General features: G+C 38.8%; 17 protein-coding genes and 1 pseudogene. 7 read left to right on the top strand and 11 right to left on the bottom strand.

Going from position 1 to position 24,464, the window contains the following annotated elements; translation table 11 throughout:
- Window positions 1–162: 162 nt before the first annotated feature.
- The 5 genes from secDF to OLM34_RS05465 all read right to left on the bottom strand — a co-directional run bounded on the left by secDF (window position 163) and on the right by OLM34_RS05465 (window position 7,731).
- The gene (gene secDF / locus OLM34_RS05485; protein WP_264405763.1) at window positions 163–3,123 is read right to left on the bottom strand and encodes a protein translocase subunit SecDF; all 2,961 of its coding nucleotides are present in this window, start codon (window positions 3,121–3,123) and stop codon (window positions 163–165) included.
- 187 nt (window positions 3,124–3,310) lie between these two features.
- Window positions 3,311–5,431, bottom strand: a complete 2,121-nt coding sequence (locus OLM34_RS05480) for a M3 family metallopeptidase (RefSeq protein WP_413777195.1) — start codon at window positions 5,429–5,431, stop codon at window positions 3,311–3,313.
- Between the two features lie 251 nt (window positions 5,432–5,682).
- Window positions 5,683–6,156, bottom strand: coding sequence for a Dps family protein (locus OLM34_RS05475; RefSeq protein ID WP_264405762.1), 474 nt, complete (start codon window positions 6,154–6,156; stop codon window positions 5,683–5,685).
- 161 nt (window positions 6,157–6,317) lie between these two features.
- Entirely contained in the window at window positions 6,318–7,424 is a 1,107-nt protein-coding gene (locus OLM34_RS05470) for an AI-2E family transporter (RefSeq protein WP_264405761.1), read from the bottom strand.
- A 76-nt stretch (window positions 7,425–7,500) separates the two neighbouring features.
- The gene (locus OLM34_RS05465; protein WP_264405760.1) at window positions 7,501–7,731 is read right to left on the bottom strand and encodes a hypothetical protein; all 231 of its coding nucleotides are present in this window, start codon (window positions 7,729–7,731) and stop codon (window positions 7,501–7,503) included.
- Between the two features lie 291 nt (window positions 7,732–8,022).
- Here OLM34_RS05465 and OLM34_RS05460 point away from each other — a divergent pair, with 291 nt between their 5' ends.
- A complete protein-coding gene (locus OLM34_RS05460) occupies window positions 8,023–8,295 on the top strand; it encodes a co-chaperone GroES (RefSeq protein ID WP_264405759.1) in 273 nt (90 codons plus the stop codon).
- A gap of 28 nt (window positions 8,296–8,323) precedes the next feature.
- Entirely contained in the window at window positions 8,324–9,955 is a 1,632-nt protein-coding gene (gene groL / locus OLM34_RS05455) for a chaperonin GroEL (RefSeq protein ID WP_264405758.1), read from the top strand.
- A 117-nt stretch (window positions 9,956–10,072) separates the two neighbouring features.
- Here groL and rhuM read toward each other — a convergent pair.
- Window positions 10,073–10,237, bottom strand: a pseudogene (gene rhuM, locus OLM34_RS05450) (RhuM family protein); the annotation flags it as partial.
- A 536-nt stretch (window positions 10,238–10,773) separates the two neighbouring features.
- Complete coding sequence (locus tag OLM34_RS05445) at window positions 10,774–10,944, bottom strand: RagB/SusD family nutrient uptake outer membrane protein (protein ID WP_264405757.1); 171 nt, start codon at window positions 10,942–10,944, stop codon at window positions 10,774–10,776.
- Between the two features lie 630 nt (window positions 10,945–11,574).
- Between OLM34_RS05445 and OLM34_RS05440 the strand changes: the two genes are divergently transcribed.
- From OLM34_RS05440 to OLM34_RS05420, 5 genes are read left to right on the top strand one after another with little or no spacing between them, the layout of a single operon-like run.
- On the top strand, window positions 11,575–12,858 hold the full coding sequence (locus tag OLM34_RS05440; protein WP_264405756.1) for a DNA cytosine methyltransferase: 1,284 nt from the start codon (window positions 11,575–11,577) through the stop codon (window positions 12,856–12,858).
- 3 nt (window positions 12,859–12,861) lie between these two features.
- On the top strand, window positions 12,862–14,334 hold the full coding sequence (locus OLM34_RS05435) for an ATP-binding protein (RefSeq protein ID WP_264405755.1): 1,473 nt from the start codon (window positions 12,862–12,864) through the stop codon (window positions 14,332–14,334).
- Entirely contained in the window at window positions 14,327–17,116 is a 2,790-nt protein-coding gene (locus OLM34_RS05430; RefSeq protein ID WP_264405754.1) for a Z1 domain-containing protein, read from the top strand. Before OLM34_RS05435 ends, OLM34_RS05430 begins: the two co-directional genes overlap by 8 nt.
- Window positions 17,106–18,101 (top strand): PD-(D/E)XK motif protein, encoded by a 996-nt coding sequence (locus OLM34_RS05425; protein WP_264405753.1) that lies wholly within the window; start codon window positions 17,106–17,108, stop codon window positions 18,099–18,101. Before OLM34_RS05430 ends, OLM34_RS05425 begins: the two co-directional genes overlap by 11 nt.
- Window positions 18,098–20,434, top strand: a complete 2,337-nt coding sequence (locus OLM34_RS05420; protein ID WP_264405752.1) for an AIPR family protein — start codon at window positions 18,098–18,100, stop codon at window positions 20,432–20,434. The genes OLM34_RS05425 and OLM34_RS05420 overlap by 4 nt, the downstream gene beginning before the upstream one ends.
- A gap of 68 nt (window positions 20,435–20,502) precedes the next feature.
- Here OLM34_RS05420 and OLM34_RS05415 read toward each other — a convergent pair whose 3' ends face one another.
- The 4 genes from OLM34_RS05415 to OLM34_RS05400 all read right to left on the bottom strand — a co-directional run bounded on the left by OLM34_RS05415 (window position 20,503) and on the right by OLM34_RS05400 (window position 24,215).
- Window positions 20,503–20,943 (bottom strand): very short patch repair endonuclease, encoded by a 441-nt coding sequence (locus OLM34_RS05415; RefSeq protein WP_264405751.1) that lies wholly within the window; start codon window positions 20,941–20,943, stop codon window positions 20,503–20,505.
- A gap of 308 nt (window positions 20,944–21,251) precedes the next feature.
- The gene (locus OLM34_RS05410) at window positions 21,252–21,410 is read right to left on the bottom strand and encodes a hypothetical protein (protein ID WP_264405750.1); all 159 of its coding nucleotides are present in this window, start codon (window positions 21,408–21,410) and stop codon (window positions 21,252–21,254) included.
- Between the two features lie 12 nt (window positions 21,411–21,422).
- Window positions 21,423–23,633 (bottom strand): RagB/SusD family nutrient uptake outer membrane protein, encoded by a 2,211-nt coding sequence (locus OLM34_RS05405; RefSeq protein ID WP_264405749.1) that lies wholly within the window; start codon window positions 23,631–23,633, stop codon window positions 21,423–21,425.
- Between the two features lie 270 nt (window positions 23,634–23,903).
- Window positions 23,904–24,215, bottom strand: a complete 312-nt coding sequence (locus tag OLM34_RS05400) for a hypothetical protein (RefSeq protein WP_264405748.1) — start codon at window positions 24,213–24,215, stop codon at window positions 23,904–23,906.
- Window positions 24,216–24,464: the final 249 nt, after the last annotated feature.

The following is a 24,464-nucleotide window of genomic DNA, read 5'->3' as shown; positions in this document are numbered from 1 at the left end:
GCGACTTCGCAATGTGGAATAGCTCCGCAGCTTTGTGATGTTAGACAACCTCCTCGGCTTCGATATGGAATGCGCCGGGAATGAAATTCGGCGTCGGCCGAAAAGAAAAAAAGAGTGCCCTTTTTCGGAGCACTCTTTTTTGGTATTTCAAATTATGAGGACTTATTTGCTTTTTCCGGTTCCTTCTTTTACCTCATGTTGCTGTTTCGACATAATTCGGAAGGCAACGGGTGAGGCTACGAACAAACTGGTAACCGTTCCGGTTATAATACCGATCAACATGGCAAACACAAAGCTTCGTACGGCATCACCGCCAAAGAACAAGATACAGAAAATAACCAGGATGGTACTTAATCCCGTATTGATGGTACGTGCCAGCGTGGCATTCATCGAATCGTTGAAAACGGAGAGTAAATCACGTTTGGGATAGAGATGCCGGTATTCGCGGATACGGTCGAAGACCACCACTTTATCGTTGATGGAGTAACCGACAATGGTCAAGATGGCGGCCACAAAGGTCTGATCGATTTCCATCGAGAACGGCATCACTTTCCAGAACAGCGAATAAATGCCGATCACCGAAAAGGCATCGATGGCAAGAGCGGCAATCGTGCCGACTGAAAATGCCCAATTGTTAAACCGGAACAAAATATATAATCCCATACAAATGAGCGCGATTCCTAATGCCAAAAAGGCATTTCGCATCATGTCTTCGGCAATGCTCGGTCCGACTTTCTGCGAACTCTGTATATAATCGTCGATTGTTTTTCCCGGAGCAATATACTCTTTCAATCCTTCTTGCAGCAACGATCGCAGTTCCTGTTCCACATTTTCACTATCGTCGTCAATTCTGAAGTTGGTCGATACACGTACCTGGTTGCTTGAACCGATGGTGATTACCCTCACAGATTCTCCAAAATAAGGTGCCAATGCATCCTGAATTTCACCTGTTTTCACCGGTTTTTCAAAACGTATGACGTAGTTGCGTCCTCCGGTAAAATCGATACCCGTATTTAATTTCAGGGTAAACAACGAAATAATGCTGACAACGATAAATATTCCGATAACGGTAATTATTTTTTTACTGTTGTGGATAAAGTTAAAGTGGAATTCTTTGGACATCATCTTGGAAAAACGCGTATTGAACGAGAGATTTTGCCATTTTCCCTTTTCCAACTGTCCTTCGTAAACCAGACGGGTAAAATATACGGCTGTCAGGAACGAAACGATAATACCTATAATTAAGGTAATAGCGAAACCTTTAATGGCACCCGTTCCGAATATGGCCAAAATGATACCCGTGATGATGGTGGTTAAGTTCGAGTCGAAAATGGCAGAGAACGCATTTTTATACCCGTCTTCCAGAGCCCTTCGCAGCGTTTTTCCGCCTGCAAGCTCTTCTTTAATACGTTCGTTGATCAGTACGTTTGCATCTACGGCCATAGCCAGCGCCAGAATCATACCCGCAATTCCCGGCAGGGTGAGTACGGCTCGGAATGCGGCAAGTGCTCCCAATGTATAGAAGAGGTTGAGAAGCAGTGCTCCGTTGATAACCATACCCGGGATGAATCCGTAAAGCATGCACGTAAAAATGAACAGTACGATCAATGCGATAATAAAGGAAATCATTCCGGCTTGAATAGCTTCTTGTCCTAAGGAAGGACCCACAATATCTTCTTGAACAATACGTACGCCGGCTTTCATTTTACCCGATTTCAGTACGTTTGCCAAATCCTCTGCTTCTTCGTGTGTGAAATTCCCCGTGATAGAGGATCGTCCACCTTCTATGCGGTCGTTAACACGCGGAGCCGAGTAAACGAAACCGTCGAGAACGATAGCAATGGATTTTCCTTTCTCGGCACCCGTAATGGTTGCCCATCGGCTGGCACCCGCAGAATTCATGGTCATGCTGACTTCCCAACCCGTTCCCTGTTGTCCTTGGTCTGCACGGGCATTCACTACCACGTCGCCTTCCAGGGCGGGACCTCTTTTTGTACCATCCCCTCTCAACGCATACAATTCGAAGTACGTTTCGCGTTTATCCACCGGTTTAAATCCCCATCTGAATTGGGCATCGGCAGGGAAAACATCTTTAAATTTGTTAAGGATGAAACTAACGGCGGCCGTATCGTTTTTGGCAACAGTCCCAACAACAGGACCACTTGCTCCGCTCATGGCGAAATAGGGCTGATTAAAATATTCGATAAAACTTTTGGTTATGACAATAGGCTTTTCTTCTTCTTCGGTTGATGTCGATGGAAGAGACGGAACCGGCAGCGAATCGGTCAGCTGCAACGAAGCAGTCACTCCCGCCGAGTCGGCTTCGGCAACCGATAACGAATCGGTAATCCCTTTCATGGCATTGACAAGTTCGATGGAACGTTGATTCACCTGGTTAAGAAAAGGCATCAGTTCGCTTATGTCATACGTTTTCCAAAATTCGAGGTTTGCTCGTCCTTGAAGCAGATTCCGAACACGCTCGGGTTCCGTGATGCCCGGCAATTCGATCAAAATGCGCTCTGCTCTGTCCAGCTTTTGTATGTTGGGCGAAACCACGCCAAAACGGTCGATACGGGTACGCAACACATTGAAAGCGTTATCGGCGGCAGCGGCAACTTCCTGACGCAAAACCGCAATCACTTCGTCGTTGGTAGCCGTCGGACTGATGCGGTCGCTCATCGTTATGCTGAAAATATTGGCCAGCTTTCCGTCCGGGCTGATTCTTTCGTAGTTTTGACGGAAAAGAGAAACAAAATCCAACGAGCTCCCTTTTCGGTTTTGCTCTATTGTTTCCTTTAATGCCTGATTGAACGCAGGATCATCCGTATTGGCAAGCGATCGCAATACTTGTGCTGCATCCACTTCAAGTATAACCGTCATACCGCCTTTCAGGTCAAGACCTAATCCGATTTCCCGCTGACGAATTTCTTTTAATGTGTATCCGAGATAGACTTTTTCGGAGGATAATGAATCAAGATAATGATTCTTAAGGGCTAAGTTTCCATTGGCGTATTTTTTCGCTTTTTTGTTGTACTGCCAACCTACTACGGTGAAGGATAGGTAGTACAAAGAAATAAGCGTGAGCAAAATACTGAAAACTTTGATGAATCCTTTGTTTGACATTTCTATGTTACTTTTTTATATTTATAATTTACTATCTTTCAGGATGTTATGTCAGTTGTTTTTTATGACGGAGAAATATTTGCCGGATCTCCCTTCTTTAAGGGTGCAAATATACGTTTTTTTGTCTTTTTAAGACAAAATCGCCGGATTATTTTTTTATAACCCGACGATTTTTCAGGAAATAAAACTATTTCACAAATCCCCTGTTTTTTAACAAATAAATAGGATCGGGCTCGGCTCCCCTGTATCGGATATAAAGTTTCATGGGCTCGTCCGATCCTCCTTTCGAAAGAATATTTTCGCGGAACGATTGTGCCGTTTCCCGATCGAAAATTCCTTTTTCCGCAAAAGGCTGGAAAGCATCGGCATCCAACACTTCAGACCACAGGTAGCTGTAATACCCGGCCGAATAGCCTCCGCTGAAAATATGGGTAAAATAGGTACTGCGGTAACGGGGGATAATTTCCGGGATGAGTCCGATTTTTTTCATCGATTCCTCTTCAAATTTGCGCACGTCAAAAGTTTGCTGTTGCGTTTGCGTGTGCCAGTCCATATCGAGCAGCGCAGCGGCAACCAATTCGGTGGTCATGAATCCCTGATTGAAATAGGTCGATTTTGTGATTTTGTCTATCAATGCATCAGGTATTACTTCACCGGTTTGATAGTGTTTGGCATAGAGCTTCAATACCTCGGGGTGAAAAGCCCAATGTTCGTTGATTTGCGAGGGCAGTTCCACAAAATCGCGATAGACATTTGTGCAGGATACCCCTTTATAGTTTACTTTAGAGAGCATGCCGTGTAACGCATGGCCGAATTCGTGAAACATGGTTTCCACTTCGTCGAGCGTAAGCAGCGACGGCAATTGTTGCGTAGGTCGGGTGAAATTGCCTACATTGTACACCAACGGGCGGATATCCACACCGTTGTCAACCCATTGTTCGCGGAAAGTACCCATCCATGCTCCGCCACTTTTTCCCGGACGCGGAAAATAGTCGGTGTAAAATACGGCGAGAAACGAACCGTCGGCATCGGTCACTTCATACGTCTCTACTTCCGGGTTATATACCGGTATGTTGTCTATTTTTTTGAAATTCAACCCGTAAAGTTTGTTTGCTACGGTGAATATGCCTTCGCGCACATTTTCCATCTTGAAATAGGGTTTGAGTTCGGCTTCGTCCAACGCGTATTTTTCTTTACGCAGTTTTTCGGCATAATACCACCAGTCCCACGATTGGAGTTTGAAATTTCCACCTTCCTTATCGATTATGGCCTGAAGCTCGGCCGCTTCCTTTTTTGCCTGAGGCAGCGCATAACTCCAGATCGTGTTCAGCAGATCGTACACGGCTTTGGGGGTTTTAGCCATGGTTTCTTCCAGCACAAAATCGGCATACGTGTTATACCCCATCAGCTTGGCTTTTTCGATGCGCAGGTTTACAATCTTGTTGACGATGTCTTTATTATCGTATTCGTTGTCATTGTCGCCACGCATATACATGGCTTTATACAGTTTTTCGCGCAGCGCGCGATTGTCGGCATATTGCAAAAAAGGAATCCAACTCGGTTTTTGAAGCGTAAAGACCCATTTGCCTTCCATACCGTTGGCTTTTGCCGTTTCGGCAGCCGCTGCAACAACGGCATCGGGTAGTCCCGAAAGATCTTTTTCGTCTTCAATCACCAGTTGGTAATTGTTGGTTTCTTTCAATACGTTATTCCCGTATTGGAGCGTAAGGGCCGAGAGTTCTTTATTGATTTCGCGCAGCCGTTGTTTTGCCGAATCGTTCAGCAGAATGCCGCCCCGTACGAATCTTTTGTAATATTTGTTGAGCAATTGTGTTTGTTCGGTAGTCAGGTTCAGATTTTCTGCCCGGTCATAAAGGGTTTTGATTCTTTCAAAAAGTTGCTGATTGAGGTAGATGTTATCGTTGTGTTCCGATAATTTTGGAGAAATTTCAATCGCGATTTGTTCAATGGTGTCTGTTTTTTCCGCACCCTCCAGTGCGAAAAATACCGATGAAACCCTTTCGAGAATCATACCGCTGTTATCTAAGGCAACAAGGGTGTTTTCGAAAGTGGGAGCCTCCGGGTTGTTGGCGATGGAATCGATCTCTTTGGCGTGTTGTTCCATGCCGTAGGCAAAAGCGGGACGATAATCTTCTTCGGTTATTTTGTCGAAGGGGGGAACTTCGTACGGCGTATCGTATGCGGTATAAAAAACGCTTCCCTTTTCGGCCGTTTGGTCTGCTTTTTTGGACGAATTACATGCAAATAAAGTCATAGCAGCTAATGAAATTAAAAATACTTTTTTCATTGGTTTATGAAATTAAACAAAGGATTTATTTTTTTGACAAAGTTATCGAAGATTTGGCACTAAACAAAAAAATGCAAGTATATTTGTCCCGAAAAGGGCAATAATACCTACGCGGTTCCGTAATTCGTGATGAAAATCGTACATATGCGATTGCAAAATATCGGATAGGTTGAATAAAACATAAAAAAAAGAAGGTGAAATCACATTGTGTGAGGCACCCTCTTTAATTTTAATATGGTACGTGTTTCTGCTTACGACAGGTATGCCGTGAGCATCCACACCATCTTCTCTTGCTCGAGTATCATATCGCTCATAAGATTGGCTGTTCCTTCGTCGTTTCCTTCGGAAGCCGTTTCAAGGATTTTGCGTTCCTGCCCAATGAGTTCTTTTAGATAAGAAAGGAGCAGGTTGGCAATTTCTTTTCCGTCACTCACTACGCCGGTTTCCTTTATTGCCGATTTTTTCAGGTATTCGCTGTAATTGTGTTCGGGAACGCCGCCCAGCATAAGAATGCGTTCGGCTACCTGGTCAACTTTATCGGCAGCATCGTCATACATTTCCTCGTATTTTGCATGCAGGTTAAAGAATTCCTGTCCTTTAACGTTCCAGTGAAAGCCGCGCAGGTTAGCGTAATATACCTGTAAATCGGCTAATAAGGTTTGCAACTCATGTGCCACTTTTTCTGTCGTTTTCGAATCCAATTGCAAATAATCTGTCGTTTTCATAATGCTTGGTGTTTTATTTGTTTTACGTGACACAAATTTAAGCTTAAAACATATTGACACAAAGCAAATTAACGGAAATGATATATAGATATTATCTATAACATTCCTAATGATATGTGTATTATCTTTTTATGCCTTACGCTAATTCCTTTCGAATTATCTCATTTTTTCTTTTTGAATCCTTTATAGCCGGGTATTATTTTTCGGGTTTTATGGCGTGTCGTAACGCGCGGTTCCGCCGTGGAGTAAGGAATGTATTCATAGCGGTACATATTGAAGAAAAGGATGAAAAGCGAAAGCAGCAGAGGCCCGAAAATAACCCCCCAGAAGCCGAACATCGGAACACCGATCAAAACACCAAACACGGTGATGAGGGGATGAATGTCGGCCAATTTTTTTTGAAGGATAAAACGGATCACGTTATCTACCGTGCTTATGACAAAGAATCCGTACGCGATTATACCCAACCCGCCCACTAAATCGCCGCCGATGATCGCGGCTATTCCCAACGGCAGCCAAACAATCGTGGTTCCGACAATAGGCAGAATGGTGGCGAAAGCTGTCAGAATGGCATACAAAAGGGCATTGCTGACTCCGAAAAACATATAACCGCCGTACGCAAAAAATCCCTGAATAATGGCCAGCAGCGGTACCCCTATTGCATTGGCCTGAATAATGGATTTGGTTTCTTCGGCCAGGATCTGCTTATTTTCTTCTTTAAAGGGGAGAATTTCTTTTATGGTATTTCCGAAAGTCTGATAGTTGAGCAGCATGTAATACAATACGAAAATGATGACGATTCCGTTGATCACCAACGAATAAACACTCGAACCCAACACCTGCACCACATTGGTGCCGATTTGGGGAAGGAACGACAGATTTTCGGGGGTAAATATTTTGAAGCCGATATTATCTTCCACCATTTGGGCAAATTGGGTTACGTTATGAATAATTTTCTGCGGATCAATCGTAACTCCCGATAAGGTGTCGATCACCAAAAAAGCAATGCCGGTTAAGGGAGACAGAAAAAACAGCAGGGTCTCAAGAACGATCAGGGTGGCCGCAAACCCCTTTCCGAATTTCCATTTTTCGCAAAGAAAAACCATCTGCCTTTCCAGCAAAACATATAAGGCCGACGCACCAAGAAAACCGCTCAAATACGGTCGGGCTTGTTTGAATACGAGAATGCCGAAAAAAAGGATAAGTCCGATCAGAATATAGCGATATTCCCGGTTTTTTCTCTCCAAAGGCGAATTTTCAATCCTCATATACCGGTTTTTAAAGCGTTAGGCATCATTATCTTTACCGTAAATATATCCATATCCCCTCCCCATCAAAAGGATTTTATTCAAAATCTTCGGGTTTCGAAAACCCACCGTCTATCAATGCTTGTTTTGCCCGTTCATAATCCTCGGTTTTCACCTGCATTTCAATCCCTCCTACGGTATAGGCCAACCGGTTGGCCGTGAGATTCTTCATATAGGTTTCTATTCCACACATGGCCATGTAGGATTGCACCACAGGTACATCTCCCGGATAAGCAAATGTTTTTACGGTGACAAAATCCGGTTTCATTTTTTTCATGCCCTTTCTATTTCGGGGGTAAAGATACGTTTTTTTTTCGACAGAGTGTTTTTTTCGCTGTTTTCGGATAGCTTTTGAAGTACTTTACCAATTCAACCCATCGGATTTGATGTCCTATGGCTGAAATTTTGTCAGCATTCGGCCGAAATTTACTTTTCCTTTTCAAAAGAAAAGCCGAAAAAAATGTTTGGCACAAAATTCGCAACTGAAATGGTGTCGATAAAAACATAGAGTAAAAATAGTAATTCAACATTCTCTAATTATTAAAAAAATTTTATAGATATGAAAGTTAAACCATTAGCTGACAGAGTATTAGTACAGCCGGCTCCCGTAGAAGAAAAAACGGCCGGGGGGATCATCATTCCCGATACTGTAAAAGAAAAACCGTTAAAGGGTGAAGTTAAAGCCGTAGGTCAAGGCACGAAAGACGAAGAAATGGTCGTTAAAGAAGGCGACAAGGTGCTTTACGGCAAATATGCCGGAACCGAAATAGAAATCGACGGCGAAGCATATTTGATTATGCGTCAATCTGACATTTTAGCAATTATCGAATAACAAATTAACACGGAAAAACAGAAGAATTATGGCAAAAGACATTAAATTTGATATGGATGCACGCGAAGAGTTGAAAAAAGGCGTGGATCAATTGGCAAATGCAGTAAAGGTAACGTTAGGTCCTCGTGGACGCAATGTGATTATCGACAAAAAATACGGTGCACCCCAAATTACGAAAGATGGCGTAACGGTGGCCAAAGAAATCGAATTGGAATGCCCGTTCGAAAATATGGGTGCCCAACTGGTGAAGGAAGTAGCTTCCAAAACCAACGATGATGCCGGTGACGGAACCACTACCGCAATCGTGTTGGCCCAATCCATCATCAGCGTAGGGTTGAAAAACGTTACGGCTGGTGCAAATCCCATGGATTTGAAACGCGGTATCGAGAAAGCCGTTGCAAAAGTAGTGGAAAGCATCAAGGAACAGGCAATCGAAATCGGAGACGACCTGAAGAAGATTGAGAATGTAGCCAAAATTTCAGCCAATGGTGATGAAACGATCGGTCGTCTTATTGCCGAAGCCATGGAGAAAGTAAGCAAAGAAGGCGTTATTACCGTAGAAGAATCGAAAGGTACCGATACCTATGTCGAAGTGGTAGAAGGTATGCAGTTCGATCGCGGCTATATTTCGCCTTATTTTGTTACTGATCCCGAAAACATGCAGGTAGTTTTCGATGATCCCTATATCTTGATTCACGACAAGAAAATATCGGCAATCAAGGATTTGCTTCCCATTCTGGAAAAAGAAATTCAAACCGGCAAACCGCTGTTGATCATTGCCGAAGATATCGATTCCGAAGCATTGACCACCTTGGTTGTAAACCGTCTGCGCGGTTCGTTGAAAGTGGCAGCCGTTAAAGCTCCGGGATTTGGCGATCGCCGCAAGGAAATGCTCGAAGATATTGCCATTCTTACCGGCGGTACCGTAATTTCCGAAGAAAAAGGGCTGACGCTCGAAAATGCTACGCTCGATATGCTGGGCAGTGCCGAAAAAGTGACGATCGACAAAGACAATACCACTATCGTAAACGGTGCAGGCGACAGAAAAGCCATTGCAAACCGCATCGCGCAGATTCGTGCACAAATCGAGAAAACAACGTCCGATTATGATCGCGAAAAACTGCAAGAACGTCTGGCCAAATTAGCCGGTGGTGTAGCCGTTCTTTATGTGGGTGCTGCTTCCGAAGTGGAAATGAAGGAAAAGAAAGATCGTGTGGAAGACGCCCTTTCGGCAACTCGTGCAGCAGTAGAAGAAGGAACCGTACCCGGCGGAGGCGTGGCTTACTTGCGTGCTATCGAGAAACTGGAAGGTCTGAAAGGGGATAACGAAGACGAAATCACCGGTATCGAAATCATTAAACGCGCTATTGAAGAACCGCTGCGTCAAATTGTTTACAATAGTGGAAAAGAAGGTGCCGTTGTCGTACAGAGAGTACGTGAAGGGAAAGGCGATTTTGGTTACAATGCCCGTACCGATCGATATGAAAATCTGTATGAAACCGGTGTAATCGATCCGGCTAAAGTAACGCGTGTTGCACTGGAAAATGCAGCCTCTGTTGCCGGCATGTTCCTGACCACCGAATGTGTGATTACCGATAAGAAGGAGAAAAATGCTCCTGCTCCCCAAATGCCGATGAATGAAGGCATGGGCATGATGTAAAGAACAAAACATAATTCCATTTTTTAAAAGCGTAAAGCCTGAAAACAAACATCGAAGGCTTTACGCTTTTTTTGCTATCGCAGCACCCTAAACCGCCCAGATGTGAAGTTGTTGGATCTTAATCAGATATTCGCGCAAACGTTCGGTAGTCCATATCCGAAATTGTGTGCCATGAAGTGATTTCACCCCGTAACCTACTGATATAATTACATCTAAGTTGTAATGTTTTGTACGGTAGTTTTTGCCGTCTGCGGCAGTTGTCAAGGAATACTTGACAACTGAATATGTGACACCCTGTGTAATGAATTGTGAAACATTTGTGGTAGTTCGGAAAAACCGAACAACCACAACCTGTCGGAAATTCCGACAGGTTGCCATTATTCCTACAAATTTTCTCATGTTGAAACCCTTTCCGGAATCGACAACAATTTCGTCGATGTTTTCGCGTAGTTTTTGTTGGCGGATGACGAATCTCGGCAATGCGGCATTCAGTTTTTCGATATTCACTTCTTCGTTCACGTTATTCTGCTCCACGTAGCTGCTGGTGGCAGTTGTAGGTTTCTTTCAGTTTGTTTTAAATACTTTTGTAAATAGGCAATGATCACAATAGCGATGTCATATTCAATTTAGAAAATTCATTTTTCCCATGAAATAACCCTTTAAATTGGAACCGACCATTTTCGAGACACTTATTCCCGTAAGCAGTCTGTACATGTCGTTATTTTCGTAATGGCTTCCAATGGATCATAATCGCATATGCTCACCTTTTCGGTAGTGAACACATCTGTACTTTGCCGATGCTGCATTTACTTCTCCCGTTAATATTCCGGATTTTGTACCAAATAAGGATTTCGCATCAATTCACTTTCCGGAATCGGCAACAACTGTTTGTAAGCAGGAATATTCAATGCTTCTTCGGCCATCTTATTGTAATAATTTACTGCTTCGCCATTATTGCCAAGACGATAAGCACATTCTGCGGCCAACATGATGACCTCGGAATATAAAAGAGCGGGAACAATATCCGTCGATTCGATATACCGACTGTATTCGCTTTGCGGGTCTTGTTTGAAGGCATAAATAATTTCCTTACTGCCGGAAGATAAGGCATTCGTCTTCGAATTGCTGAGGGATAATTGCCGCTTTGAATAATTTGCGTCAACAAAGGATATGCCTTGTCGTATTCTCCAAGATACATGTACATTTTTGCCAAAATTGTCTTTGGTACATCGTTCGAATAAAACAAGCGAGAGGAAGCCTGAATGGCGTCAAAAGATACCTTAATTCTGCAACGAAAGTGTAAATTTAAAAAAACAAAGAGTTGAAAAATAAATTACCAAACGCTTCTCCAAGAGTAAGATTCCACTTATCTTTGGAATACAATAAAACAAAAGGATAAAAGAAATTGAGAGAATTATTTTTGTTAAAAACCTCGCATAGACGGTACAGAGAATGTGAAGTATTAAAAAAACTAATTTTTTATAAATGAGTCCGAACTCTCTTACTATGCGGACAAAGTTCAATGATAAGCCACTCGTTAGAAAAATTGGAACGATTTTTTTGTCGAATGATAGAAATAAATTGTAATTTTGAATTTAAGCTTTCCAAAATCGATTAATATGAATGCCATAAACTTCATAGACTTGTTTGCTGGAGCAGGAGGCCTTTCTGAGGGTTTTATCCGTGCCGGTTATACGCCATTGGCGCATATCGAAATGGACAAATTTGCCTGCGATACCCTGAAGACGCGAGCTGCCTATCATTGGTTAAAAGATCATGGTAAGCTTTCTATTTATAAACGGTATCTATATGAAAAAAAGGAAAAAGAAGATGGGAACAAACTATGGTCGCAAGTTCCAAAGGAAGTAATTGACACCGTAATACAATCAGAAATCGGTGAAAGAACAATTGAAGATATTTTTGAAAAAGTTGATAAATTGAAAGGAGATAAACAAGTTGATATTGTTGTTGGAGGGCCACCTTGTCAGGCGTATTCCGTTGTTGGAAGAGCCAGAATGGGCAAAGCTGCTGAAAATGACCCTCGCAATGAACTTTACAAATACTATGTAAATTTTTTGGAACGCTATCAACCTAAAATTTTTGTTTTTGAAAATGTTTTAGGTATTCTCACTGCAAAAAAAGGTAAACCTTTTGAAAATCTTAAACAATTGGTAGAAAAAGCAGGATATAAGATGGAATACGATATTCAAATCGCTTCCGAACATGGCGTTTTGCAACATCGCCAGCGCGTAATTATTGTTGGATGGAAAAAAAAAGACAAAAATGGAAATTCTACATTATTTCATTACCCTGAATTGGAAAAAGAAGAAAATAATTACGAGGTTTTAAGGGATTTATTTGCTGATTTGCCGGAAAGAAAGCAGGGTGAAGGTCAATTATGTGCACCTGTTAAATATACAAAATCACTTTTAGAGATGAAATATTTGGAAAAATCATCTATTCGTAATTATGAATTTGATTTTACAACACAACATATTGCTCGGCCAAACAATCAGAATGACAGGGAAATATACAAAATGGCAATAGAAATGTGGAACAAGCAAAAGAAAAGACTTGATTATTCCAAACTCCCATCTCGTTTGCAACATCATAAAAATAAGGAATCTTTTCTAAATCGATTCCAAGTTGTAGATCCTCATGGGTGCAGTCATACTGTTGTTGCTCATATTGCAATGGACGGACATTATTATATTTATCCCACTTTAAATCCCACTATTGAAAATGTGCGTTCCATAACCGTACGAGAAGCTGCTCGTCTTCAATCCTTTCCCGATGATTATTATTTTGAGGGCAGTAGAACTGCCGCTTTTAAGCAAATAGGCAATGCGGTTCCCGTAGTTTTAGCTTATAAAATTGCATTAGAATTAAAAAAACAGCTTTAAACAATGGATTATATTAACATTGAAACAACCTCAGCGGAGCCATATGCGTCCTCTATGATAGAAACATTCCGAGCAATTGGCTATAATTTGGAAACAGCTATTGCTGATATTATTGATAACTCAATTTCTGCTTTTGCGAAAAACATATTCTTCAATTCCGAATGGAGAGGAGGAAAATCTTTCATAACTATTTTGGATGATGGATGTGGTATGAATAATGAAGAACTTATTCAAGCAATGCGCCCTGGAGCAAAACATCCATTAAATGACCGAAGCGATAATGATTTGGGCCGTTTTGGTTTAGGATTAAAAACTGCCTCTTTTTCGCAATGTCGAAAGCTGATTGTACTAAGTAAAAAAAAAGGATATTCTCCAATTTATTGGATCTGGGATTTAGATTATGTTAACAAAACGGGGAAATGGGAGTTAGTCCGTTATCCTATTCCGGATGAATTTGTGAATTTATTGAATAATAAAGAATCCGGGACAGTGGTTGTCTGGGATAAATTGGATAGAATTGTTTCTCCTGATACCTTGACATCAAATGAAATTGCCAAAGAAAGGTTTTTAGCTCAAATGGACAAAGTTAAACAGCATCTTGCGATGACTTTTCATCGCTTTATAGGAGAAAAAATCGTAAAAATTTATTGTTGGGGTCATGAAATAAATCCTTGGAATCCATTTTTGCTTGATGAACCGGCTACACAGGCATTTCCGGAAGAACATATAGGTCAAGCTGTAATGAAAGGATATGTTTTACCACATAAAAGCCATATCTCAAAAGAAATCCACAAATATGCTGAAGGCATAAATGGCTGGTCAAATCAGCAGGGTTTCTACGTTTATAGGGGGAAACGGTTAATGTTGGCAGGTGATTGGCTGGGTTTATTTCGGAAAGAAGAGCATTATAAATTAGTAAGAATACAAATTGACCTGCCGAATTCTTTGGATTCAGATTGGCAAATTGACATAAAAAAATCAACCGCACGTCCTCCTTTTGAATATCGGGATCAGATTAAATCCTATGCAAAAACTGTACGTAATCGGGGAGTTGAAGTTTTCAGGCATCGAGGCAAAATATTAACAAAAAAAAACCAGCAAGAGTTTCAGCCTTTTTGGCTTGAAAAGAAACAAGGGAAAAAATTGTCATTTGTCATTAATAGAAATCATTTAATGATTACTGAATTAAAACATTTGGCGAAATTAGAGCCCGATAAAGCCATTGAATATCTTTTGCGTTTTATTGAAGAAACTGTGCCAGCTAAATCAATTTTTATCAGGGAATCTGAAGATGTCGGAACTTTTGAACCATTTGAATCCTCTAATATCGAAATAGTTAAAATTATGATCAGCCAAATTTATAAAGCTCAAAAGGAAAGCGGGAAAAATTCTGAACAGATTAAAATTCTTCTTGCCAATATGGAACCTTTTAATTTTTTTCCAGAACTTATTGAATCAATAGAAGATTATGATTGATAAAGCATTAAATATCTGCAGGGCAATAATTGGTGAAAAATCGAGTGTTACTGATGAAGAAATAGACAATGCTATTGAGCAGTGTTTGACTATGCCATTATTTGCTTCATTTAATAGGGAACAACTTCATATTGAGTTAATGAAACTTTATAATGTTCGTCAGGAAGAATACAAAATGCTTTTTGACAATGAGAGAAATATTCCATGGTTGATCAACTTCAAGGCAACAAGGAAAAAAGATACTTGGAAATTTTGGAATAGATACGTTGCCTATTTGCAGAATAAAAAAAACTTTGCGCCGAAAGTAATTGATGAAATTAACAGATTAACGGATGACATTTTAGACAAATTATTTGATCCGACAATCCGAAACATAAAAGGTATCGATAAAAAAGGATTGGTTGTCGGCCAAGTGCAATCTGGAAAAACTGCTAACTACACGGGATTGATTTGCAAGGCAGCAGATGCTGGGTTTAATCTTATTATTGTTTTGGCAGGTATGCATAATAACCTCAGAAGTCAAACTCAACATCGTCTTGACGAGGATTTTTTAGGCTTTGATACACAACACGAGCGGGCTTGGCAAACAAATGGGACAAACAGAATTGGTGTTGGAGTGATGGATAATAATAACACTGCCATTTCAATTACAACGATTAAGTCTGATTTTAAAAAATCTTTAGCAGACAGTTTGGGTATTAGTTTTGACATAGAAAATCCTTTATTACTAGTAGTAAAGAAAAATTCTACTGTTCTGAGACGACTTAACACTTGGCTTCTCTCACAATGTCGAGAAATTAATGGTGAAAAGAAAATTATAAACAAATCACTTTTAATAATTGATGATGAAGCAGATATTGCTTCGATCAATACAAATAAAGCTAATGAATCACCAACTGCGATAAATGGCTGGATTCGGAAAATTACCAATCATTTTTATCGTTTTGCATATGTTGGTTATACTGCTACGCCATTTGCAAATATATTTATTCCACTTGAAAAGGATGATTTATTTCCAAGAGATTTTATAATAAACTTGCCTGCACCTAGTAATTATATAGGTCCAGAAAAAATTTTTGGTATTTCATTTGAAGCTGATGAAAATAATGATGATTTGTTACCTGTTGTTCGAAAAATTGATGATTACGGTAAATATTTTCCTGATAGACATAAAAAGAATGATCCAACTCCAACAGAATTGCCTGAATCGTTAAAAACTGCTATAAAGTGTTTTATCGTTACTTGTGCTATCCGAATTGCACGTGGGCAGGGAAACAAGCACAATTCAATGCTTATACATGTTACGCGTTATTTGAAGTGGCAAAATTCACTGAAAGATTTGGTTGAAAAATTATTCAATTATTATAAACGTGGTATTGAACAAGAAGACAGAGATATCCTTGAACAATTTAGGAATGTTTTTGAAATAGATACCAACGATTATATCTCATATTGTACAACAACCAAAAATATTCTTAATTCTTCATTTAAAGATATAGACAACAAAATGGAAATACATTCATGGGAAGAGATAAAACCATGTTTGTACGGAGCTGTTCAGAAAATAAAAGTGATGTCTATAAATGGTATGTCTGATGATGCTTTGGAATATTATGAAAATGATAAAAATGGTATTTCAGTAATAGCTATTGGAGGAGACAAACTTTCACGAGGATTAACCTTGGAAGGATTATCTGTAAGTTACTTTTTACGCGCTTCAAAGATGTATGATACATTGATGCAAATGGGACGCTGGTTTGGATATAGGCCTGGATATGTTGATTTATGCCGTTTATTCACAAGCAGCGAGTTGAACGAGTGGTTTAGGCATATTTCAATGGCAAGTGAGGATTTGCGTGAAGAATTTGATTTAATGTGGACTGCTAAAGCCACACCCGAAAAATATGCCTTAAAAGTTCGTACACATCCGGGGCAATTGCAAGTTACAGCAATAACAAAAATGCGTAATGTAGACAAAATTAAAGTTTCATGGTCTGGAAGTTTAGTCGAAACATATAAATTGCCTACAGATAAAGATATCATTCACAAAAATTTGAATACTACAAAAACATTTTTATCAAAATTAGGCAATTCCTTTACAAAGTTAAACATGAATTATCTTTGGGTAGATGTTTCGCCTGGAGATATTTTCAAATTCTTTTCTGAATTTAAAGTTGCTCCTGAACTAAATAAAGTTAATTTAACTTTAATCAGCAATTACATTCGCAAACTTAATCAAAATAATGAACTTCAATCGTGGCGGGTTGCATTAATGAACAAAACCACTGCTGTAAAAAGATTTGAATTATCAAGTCAGATTGCAGTTGGATGTTTTACTCGTAATACAGCAGGAGATACAGATACATATATTATCAAAAAAAATCATATAGTTAGTCCGACCGATGAATTAATTGATATTGATCCAGACGATTTGAAAAAGGCTTTGCAAATATCTTTACAAGATAAGGATTGGGAAAAACCATATCCCAAGCCAAAGATTGTAAGAGAAAAATTCAGAGGTGTGAACAATCCCTTATTGATTATTTATCCATTGGATCCACTTGGAGCAAACCCGAAAAAAGGCAAAACAAGCGAACCAATTCCTGAAAAAATAATTTTCAATGCTGAAGATGATGTGATAATTGGCCTCGCTATCGTTTTTCCTAAAAGTAATTTGGAACATACAGTTGAATATGCAATCAATACAGCATTGACAAATGAATATTATCAATCTGAAGTTGATTTTGAGGAAAATAACGATAATTTGGAAGATGATGAATAATATATTGGATATATGGTCGAATATAGAGCAAACAAATGAAACAGGATTATTGAAGCGACTTTATACAAGTGAAACTGAATTACATATTTATGGAATTTTTCAAAATCCTGAAAAATACTGTGGAATTGCTCTATCGTTCAGTAAAGATATTTACGTAGATATTTTATCATTTTCCAATTTACGAGATTTACAAGTATCACTGCAGCCTGACACTTCCTTCTTCAAAAATAATATGCTTATAATTAAACTTTTGCAATATGAAAACCGTGACGTTTTTGCGGTAATGTGCGAAAATATGGTGCAGTCCGTAATAACTTTACATTCAGAAAAACAAGTTGTGCAAACAATTTTAAATCAACTCGAAAAGTGGCAAAGTCTTTTCGAAAAAATGAAAGGAGATGGACTGACCTTTTATGAACAGCAGGGACTTTATGGAGAATTGCATTTTTTACAGAAGCTTATCGCCAAACAGAATATTATTCTTGCCCTCAATTCATGGGTAGGTACAGAAAAAGGGATAAGGGATTTTCAGTATAATGATTGGGCTGTAGAAGTTAAAACTACCTCAGGGAATAACCACCAGAAAGTTAATATAAACAACGAAAGACAATTGGATGAAACAATGCTGAAAAACCTGTTTTTGTTTCACTTATCTGTTGAAGTAGCAAAGAAAAACGGAGAAAATTTGAATTTCAAGATAAATTTAATTCGTGAGTCACTGAAAAATGATATTATGTTTTTAAATATTTTCAATAAAAAACTTTTAGAAGCCGGCTATTTTGAAAAACATGCCTATTTGTACGATGAAAGATGTTATCAAATTCGTAATGAAAATTATTACAGAATAGATGGTGAATTTCCTCGTATCAAGGAAAAAGAAATTCGTAACGGAGTGGGCGATGTAAGGTATTCTATTATCCTTTCTCATTGCAATGACTATTTAGTTGATGAAATGTCAGTTTTGAATACAATTGAATCTATATGAATGAAATAGAAAAATATTACACCTTGCTATTGCAGGATATTCGTGCAATGCAAAGCACCTCGGAAGAAGGAGAAACACAAGAACAGCTTTTTACACAAATAGCTATTGAAATACTTGCGGAAGCGGGGGAAACCGAAAACGCAACGCCAGCTTATGATGAAAAAGAGCTGGGTACAAAAAAACAGCATAAAATTAACGGGTATAGCATTTCAGACAATTATGAGGAAGTATGTTTGTTCATTTCTATTTTTCAAAACAGCGACACTCCAGGTCGTATTTCAAAGGATGAAATAGATCGTGCTGCAAAGCGCGTTACTAATTTTTTTCGCAAAGCGTTTTACAATGACTATTCGAAAGAAATAGAAGAAACCTCGCCGGTTTTTCAGTTTGCTCATGATTTGGCTCAGCTATCCGAATTAAGAGAAATGCTTGTGCGTGTTAAGGCAATTATCTTGACAAATGGAATTTACAATGGAGAGATTCCCAAACAGGGAAAAGTAGCAGGCCAGGATATTTACTATAACGTTTTTGATATAAACCGGCTTTATACTATATCTGAAAAGTCCCATATACCTATCGAATTGGATTTTGAAGAAATGAACATCCTGATTCCCTGTTTGAAAGCGCCGATGGAAAATATAGATTACGAATCTTATATTGCTATAATGCCGGGGCAAGGATTGGCTATGCTGTATAAACAATTTGGATCACGGTTATTGGAGCAAAACGTAAGGTCATTTCTCCAATTTACCGGAAAAATAAATAAAGGTATCCGTAGAACCATCAATGAATTGCCTCATATGTTTCTGGCGTACAACAACGGTATTGCTGCAACAGCAGATTATATTGAATTGGATGAAACGGGACGTTATATAAATAAAATCAGCAACCTGCAAATTGTGAATGGAGGTCAAACAACTGCTTCAATCTATCATACATGGGATAAGGATAAAGCTGACATTTCGAATATTTTCGTCCAGATGAAAATATCAGTTATAAAAAAAATCGAATCATACAATACAATTGTATCAGAGATTTCAAAATATGCCAACACTCAAAATAAAGTAAATGATGCTGACTTTTCAGCAAATAATGAAATCCTCATTGAATTGGAAAAAATTTCCCGACGGTCATTTTCACCTGTTTCAGTAAAAAATCCTATTCCTACAATTTGGTTCTTTGAACGGGCTAACGGGCAGTATAGAAATTTGCGTTTACGCGATGGTTTTACAAAAGCCCGTCAAAAACAATTTGATTTAAAATACCCAAGGAAACAAATGTTTAAGAAGACGGATCTGGCTAAATTTGTCAATTCCTATAACGAAGTCTACGAAGGTAAAAAATTGGTGATTGGCCCGAACGTGGTTGTGCGTGGTAATGAAAAAAATTATGCACAATTTATTGCCAAAAACCTTCCAAAGAAAGTTACAGGTGTATATTTTGAAGATGTAATTGCAAAATTCATATTATTTCGTGAAGCGGAAAGATTGTATGGTATAAAGCCAAATAATATTGGCGAAATGCGTAATGCTGTCGTTCCATATGCTATCGCATTATTAGGGTATCTAACTGATTACAAATTGAGTTTGGAAAAAATCTGGAAAAATCAGAGCATTTCTGAAGAATTGGCTGCTGTTCTTTACTCGTTGATGAAACAGCTAAATGATTTTATTTTGCAGAATTCACCAAGTTCACATTATATTGAATGGGCAAAAAAGGAAGAATGCTGGGAAACTGTAAAAAAACAAAGTTGGATTTTGGATAGTGAAAGTATAAAAGCTGATTTCGCGACGGAAGAACAATTGCTGAAAAGAAAATCTATTGCCGATGATATTGACGAGAATACCTTACAAAAGAACTATGAAATTTCATTATTACGCTCAATACCTTATGCACTTTGGAAAAAAATAGAACAATGGGGTAAGGATAGTGGATTTCTTTCTATAAATCAGCAGTCATTCGCAAGCTTTGATATGGCAAACGCTGTAAAATACAATCGGGAAATTTCAGATATTAATCGCAAAAAAGCAATGATTATTTATGAAATAGTTTGTGAACACAATATTGATTTGCTTTCTGAGGCTGATGAACTCACGGATTCAACAAAAGAGCCAGATACAGATGCTGAAAAAGCGGACTCCGATCATGGAATTACCATTGAATTGGTAAAGAAAATGGTTGAATGGGATAAACGCCGGCGTATTCTTAAAGACTGGCAATGGAAAGTGATGAATGATATTGTTAACGGTAAATACCCGCTAAACGACAGATATGCATGGGGTTGCAGGAAGAATCTTGAAATATTGAAAAAACACGGTTTTACGATTGATTAAAATCTTATATATATAAGAACATCCGAATCCTTCGATTTTTCATTTTCCTGATCCACTCAAAACTTCATTTAAGTTTCTCTCGAATGGTTTTCAAGTATCTTATTTACAATTGAATCGATTAGTGGTGATATATCATTTTTGTATGTGTGTCGTATATCACATTCCCAAACTGTCAAGACATTCCAGCCAAGTACACTTAATTTTTCAGCATTCTTTTTATCCCTTTCGACATTTGAATTTATTTTGTCAACCCAAAAATCAGTATTAGTTTTTGGAATATAGGCATATTGACAATCTTCATGTCTATGCCAGAAACATCCATGCACAAAAATCACCGTTTTATATTTTGGCAAAACTATATCGGGTTTTCCGGGAAATCTTTTATCATTCACACGAAAACGGAACCCCCTAGCAAAGAGTGCTTTGCGTAATGTCATCTCTGGCTTGGTATTCTTTGAGCGAATCTTCGACATTACTTCTGATCGTTTTTTCTTATCCCAAATATCCATTAATTTTCAATAATTGCATGTTATGTATTTGTTTTGTGTCTTTATTCCAAACCATAGTTAATTTTTTTATTACCCAAAATGAGATATGTCAGACGAAAAAATATCTGCTAAAAGGGTTTTGTTAGGTATAATTTGCAATTTGATTATATTTTGTTTTATTGGTTATTGCTTTATCATGCAAGTTCCCTTTTGGGAAAATTTTGGAGATATCCATCACGTTTGCTGGAGAAGTAATATAGCTGCTTGTCAGGTAGAAAGAACATTCCATTTTGAAATATAACCGTTTTATTTGGGTTCTATCGATTTGATTATTCTTCTTTGAGTATAAGATAAACACAAAAAATTACCTCGTCCATTGTCACAATGTATTTTGTCATCATTATCTTCATTATGGCTTCCAATGGATCATAATCGCATATGCTCACCTTTTCGGTAGTGAGCACATCTGTACTTTGCCGATGCTGCATTTACTTCTCCCGTTAATATTCCGGATTTTGTACCAAATAAGGATTCCGCATCAATTCACTTTCCGGAATCGGCAACAACTGTTTGTAAGCAGGAATATTCAATACTTCTTCGGCCAAATTATTGCGTTTGAGAAAAGCAAAATAAGTGCCCGTCCCTTTTAATTCGTTTTTCCACAACGATAACATGGCGGACATGAAATCCGTTGTGGAGGAGATGGTGGCAGCTCCTCTGCTTTCAGCCATCTTATTGTAATAATTTACTGCTTTGCCATTATTGCCAAGACGATAAGCACATTCTGCGGCCAACATGACGACCTCGGAATATAAAAGAGTCGGAACAATATCCGTCGATTCGATATAGCGACTATAATCGCTTTGCGGATCTTGTTTGAATGCATAGATAATTTCTTTACTCGTTAAAGATAAGGCATTCGTTCTCGAATTGCTGAGGGTATACTTGCCGCTTTGAATAATTTGCGTCAACAAAGGATATGCCTTGTCGTATTTTCCAAGATACATGTACATTTTTGCCAAAATTGTCTTGGGTACAGTGTTCGAATAAAATAAGTAAGAGGAAGCCTGCATGGCGTCAAAAGATATATTGTCGGCAGGTAACAATTGAATTCCTTTTCGAAGATCACTTTCCAAAAGGGCAAAAAGTTCATCTATCTTCATCTGAGGAAGGGAAATAGTTATATCATCACTCACCTCAGGACTTACATATACCACATTACCCCACCAAACGGCCATTTCGTAATAAAACATCGATTCCAGTACGGCAAAAGAAGTATACAATAACGGTTCAGACTGAAAAGCATTTTTCAACTGACGTAATGCTGCAATTGCTTGATAACTTTTTGCCCAAGTAGCGGAAACTAGAAAATTAGTTCCGTTTACTTGATGTTCATATATCGGTTTCCAATCAGTTTTCGAACCATAGGAAAAAAGTTGGGTGTATAAAGCATCGAGAATATGAAAATCATTCATTGCATCCCTTCCTTTAGAACAGAAAGTTGCCAAAATATCTTCTCCCCGTTGAGTCAGTTCCAACGGTTTATTGGGATCTCCCTCCTGCACAAGAACCAGTTGGGAAGAAGTTTTGCCATCCATACTGTAAATAGTGAAAGTGGTATCGTTCATTATTCTTGATTCTGCCGGTTCAACATTCAATATAAGACGGTCGCTCTCAATAGATGCGGTACATTTAATATTCCCGATTTTAAATAAATCTCTACTATCTACAATAATAGTTCCCGGTATTCTGAGAGTGGGAGGAAGGTGGTCTGAAAAAGGAATATTGGTCTCTATCTTCACTTCATATCTTCCTCCGGCAGCAGCTACATGCAGCGTATCGGTTTCGAAACGCAATATTCTTTCCTGATCAGGATCGCCCAATTCATTGCCGGCAATGCCATCGCCATCCCAGTCCACATAATAACTCAAGTCTTTTACTTCTATGGTTTTACCAAGCTCGCTATATCGTTCGATGATATGATCTTCAATCGATTCAAAAGATAATTGCATGCTCTTTTCCCGTATTTCAGCCTTGACTTCATCGGAAAAAGTTCCGGTGTTTTTAAATTCTTCACTCAACCTCATAAGATATTCCGTAACCTCCGCATCCGATCTGTCCTCCAATACAATTGATGAAATTACAATTAACGCAGCTGCCTCATCGGTGCCGGCCGTTATCGAATAGGTACTCGCATCTTTATCGGCATACTCTTGTAAAGCAAAGCAGGTGAGTAACTCCTGCTGAGCCTGTCTGTTTGCATCCTTGAAAGATTTTCCCTCTTTGATCAACGTGAGAATACGCTCTTTTTTAAGGTGTGTCAAAATATTTACATTGATATCCTGCTGCTTCGACACATCCACGAGTGCATCGAGCGAGAGTTGTCCTTCAGAGAGCTCACCTCTCACTTCGTTAAAATAGTATCCGTCGGCAGTCAACAAAACATAAGAAGAAGATACCTCCAATTCGCCAAAATCGAAATCGCCTCCATCGCTTATTATTCGTGTCGTGTAATTTACACCCGTCTGTTTGAGCGAGTTGTCGAGCTCGTAGAGTTTGACTTCCGATCCTTTAACGAAAGGACCCTTCTCCACTTTCCCTTTAATTTCAACGGAAGATTTCGGTGTAATCAATTCCTCATCTTCTTTATCGGAGCAGGAAGCCACAAAAAGAAAAGAGATCAACGTTAAAAAAAGAGTGAATTTTTTCATGTCTTTTGCAGAGTAAAAAGAATTATATTTTATTTGTATGTTTTTACACCAATTGAAAAAAATTACATGATTCACAAAAATATATAATTATATTTTGATTTCCAATTTTTGAGTCCACTTAAATAGTTGTTGACTTCAATTTTATTGTTTTTATTTATTTTCGGGTGTTCCAAATGCTTTCATACGGGTATCAGGGCATGTATTCCACGCCATTGGGTTAATATTGCGCGATCAGTTCATCGATTTTACTCATTTTCTTTTTCTCCCTTCTCAATTTTTTTTCAGAACAGCTTTGATACTTTCAAAATTGGCTTTTTCTACCGGAGACAACGTTTTGAGCCGGTATTTGCGAAATTCGTCTTTAGCTTTGTCTATAACTTGCCGATGACTGACGCTTCCTGCATTGGATAATAGTTTTTCGACTTTACGGGAGCCTTCGGTTTGAACTTGTAAGAAATCCTTACAAGTTGCATTTTCCTGTAATTTACCCTCAACCGAAGAGTTACAAGCCGATTGGGATATCCTTAAATCAGAATCAGAAAAAAGATAGTTGACTATCGAAGGGAGGGTGAAATGTTCCAATAATCATAAATGGATTATATGAATTGAAATGATAGATCTGAGACGTTCCTAAATAAAAATACAAATCTTTTTTCTTTGCAAAATCTAAGATCAATTTCTATCCAATCGTATTTTTTGTATTGTTGGTCGTATGATTTTTTGCGAAACTGAATCGGATAAATTCTAACCCAAGAGCCGTCTTCGCGAAATCCGGCAGTACAAACCAATTCTTCATATTTGCAGGAAAGGGTAGGGTATGTTTTCACGGTA

Source organism: Anaerorudis cellulosivorans (assembly GCF_025943985.1).
GTDB classification, from domain to species: domain Bacteria; phylum Bacteroidota; class Bacteroidia; order Bacteroidales; family Dysgonomonadaceae; genus Anaerorudis; species Anaerorudis cellulosivorans.
Note: the sequence above shows the minus strand (reverse complement) of the source record. Positions and strands in the feature narration are given on the sequence as shown.

What these genes read in the sequence shown, in the direction of transcription:
- secDF (WP_264405763.1), bottom strand. Translation starts at nt 3,123, where the DNA reads ATGTCAAACAAAGGATTCATCAAAGTTTTCAGTATTTTGCTCACGCTT.
- OLM34_RS05480 (WP_413777195.1), bottom strand. Translation starts at nt 5,431, where the DNA reads ATGAAAAAAGTATTTTTAATTTCATTAGCTGCTATGACTTTATTTGCA.
- OLM34_RS05475 (WP_264405762.1), bottom strand. Translation starts at nt 6,156, where the DNA reads ATGAAAACGACAGATTATTTGCAATTGGATTCGAAAACGACAGAAAAA.
- OLM34_RS05470 (WP_264405761.1), bottom strand. Translation starts at nt 7,424, where the DNA reads ATGAGGATTGAAAATTCGCCTTTGGAGAGAAAAAACCGGGAATATCGC.
- OLM34_RS05465 (WP_264405760.1), bottom strand. Translation starts at nt 7,731, where the DNA reads ATGAAACCGGATTTTGTCACCGTAAAAACATTTGCTTATCCGGGAGAT.
- OLM34_RS05460 (WP_264405759.1), top strand. Translation starts at nt 8,023, where the DNA reads ATGAAAGTTAAACCATTAGCTGACAGAGTATTAGTACAGCCGGCTCCC.
- groL (WP_264405758.1), top strand. Translation starts at nt 8,324, where the DNA reads ATGGCAAAAGACATTAAATTTGATATGGATGCACGCGAAGAGTTGAAA.
- OLM34_RS05445 (WP_264405757.1), bottom strand. Translation starts at nt 10,944, where the DNA reads ATGTTGGCCGCAGAATGTGCTTATCGTCTTGGCAATAATGGCGAAGCA.
- OLM34_RS05440 (WP_264405756.1), top strand. Translation starts at nt 11,575, where the DNA reads ATGAATGCCATAAACTTCATAGACTTGTTTGCTGGAGCAGGAGGCCTT.
- OLM34_RS05435 (WP_264405755.1), top strand. Translation starts at nt 12,862, where the DNA reads ATGGATTATATTAACATTGAAACAACCTCAGCGGAGCCATATGCGTCC.
- OLM34_RS05430 (WP_264405754.1), top strand. Translation starts at nt 14,327, where the DNA reads ATGATTGATAAAGCATTAAATATCTGCAGGGCAATAATTGGTGAAAAA.
- OLM34_RS05425 (WP_264405753.1), top strand. Translation starts at nt 17,106, where the DNA reads ATGATGAATAATATATTGGATATATGGTCGAATATAGAGCAAACAAAT.
- OLM34_RS05420 (WP_264405752.1), top strand. Translation starts at nt 18,098, where the DNA reads ATGAATGAAATAGAAAAATATTACACCTTGCTATTGCAGGATATTCGT.
- OLM34_RS05415 (WP_264405751.1), bottom strand. Translation starts at nt 20,943, where the DNA reads ATGGATATTTGGGATAAGAAAAAACGATCAGAAGTAATGTCGAAGATT.
- OLM34_RS05410 (WP_264405750.1), bottom strand. Translation starts at nt 21,410, where the DNA reads ATGCAGCATCGGCAAAGTACAGATGTGCTCACTACCGAAAAGGTGAGC.
- OLM34_RS05405 (WP_264405749.1), bottom strand. Translation starts at nt 23,633, where the DNA reads ATGAAAAAATTCACTCTTTTTTTAACGTTGATCTCTTTTCTTTTTGTG.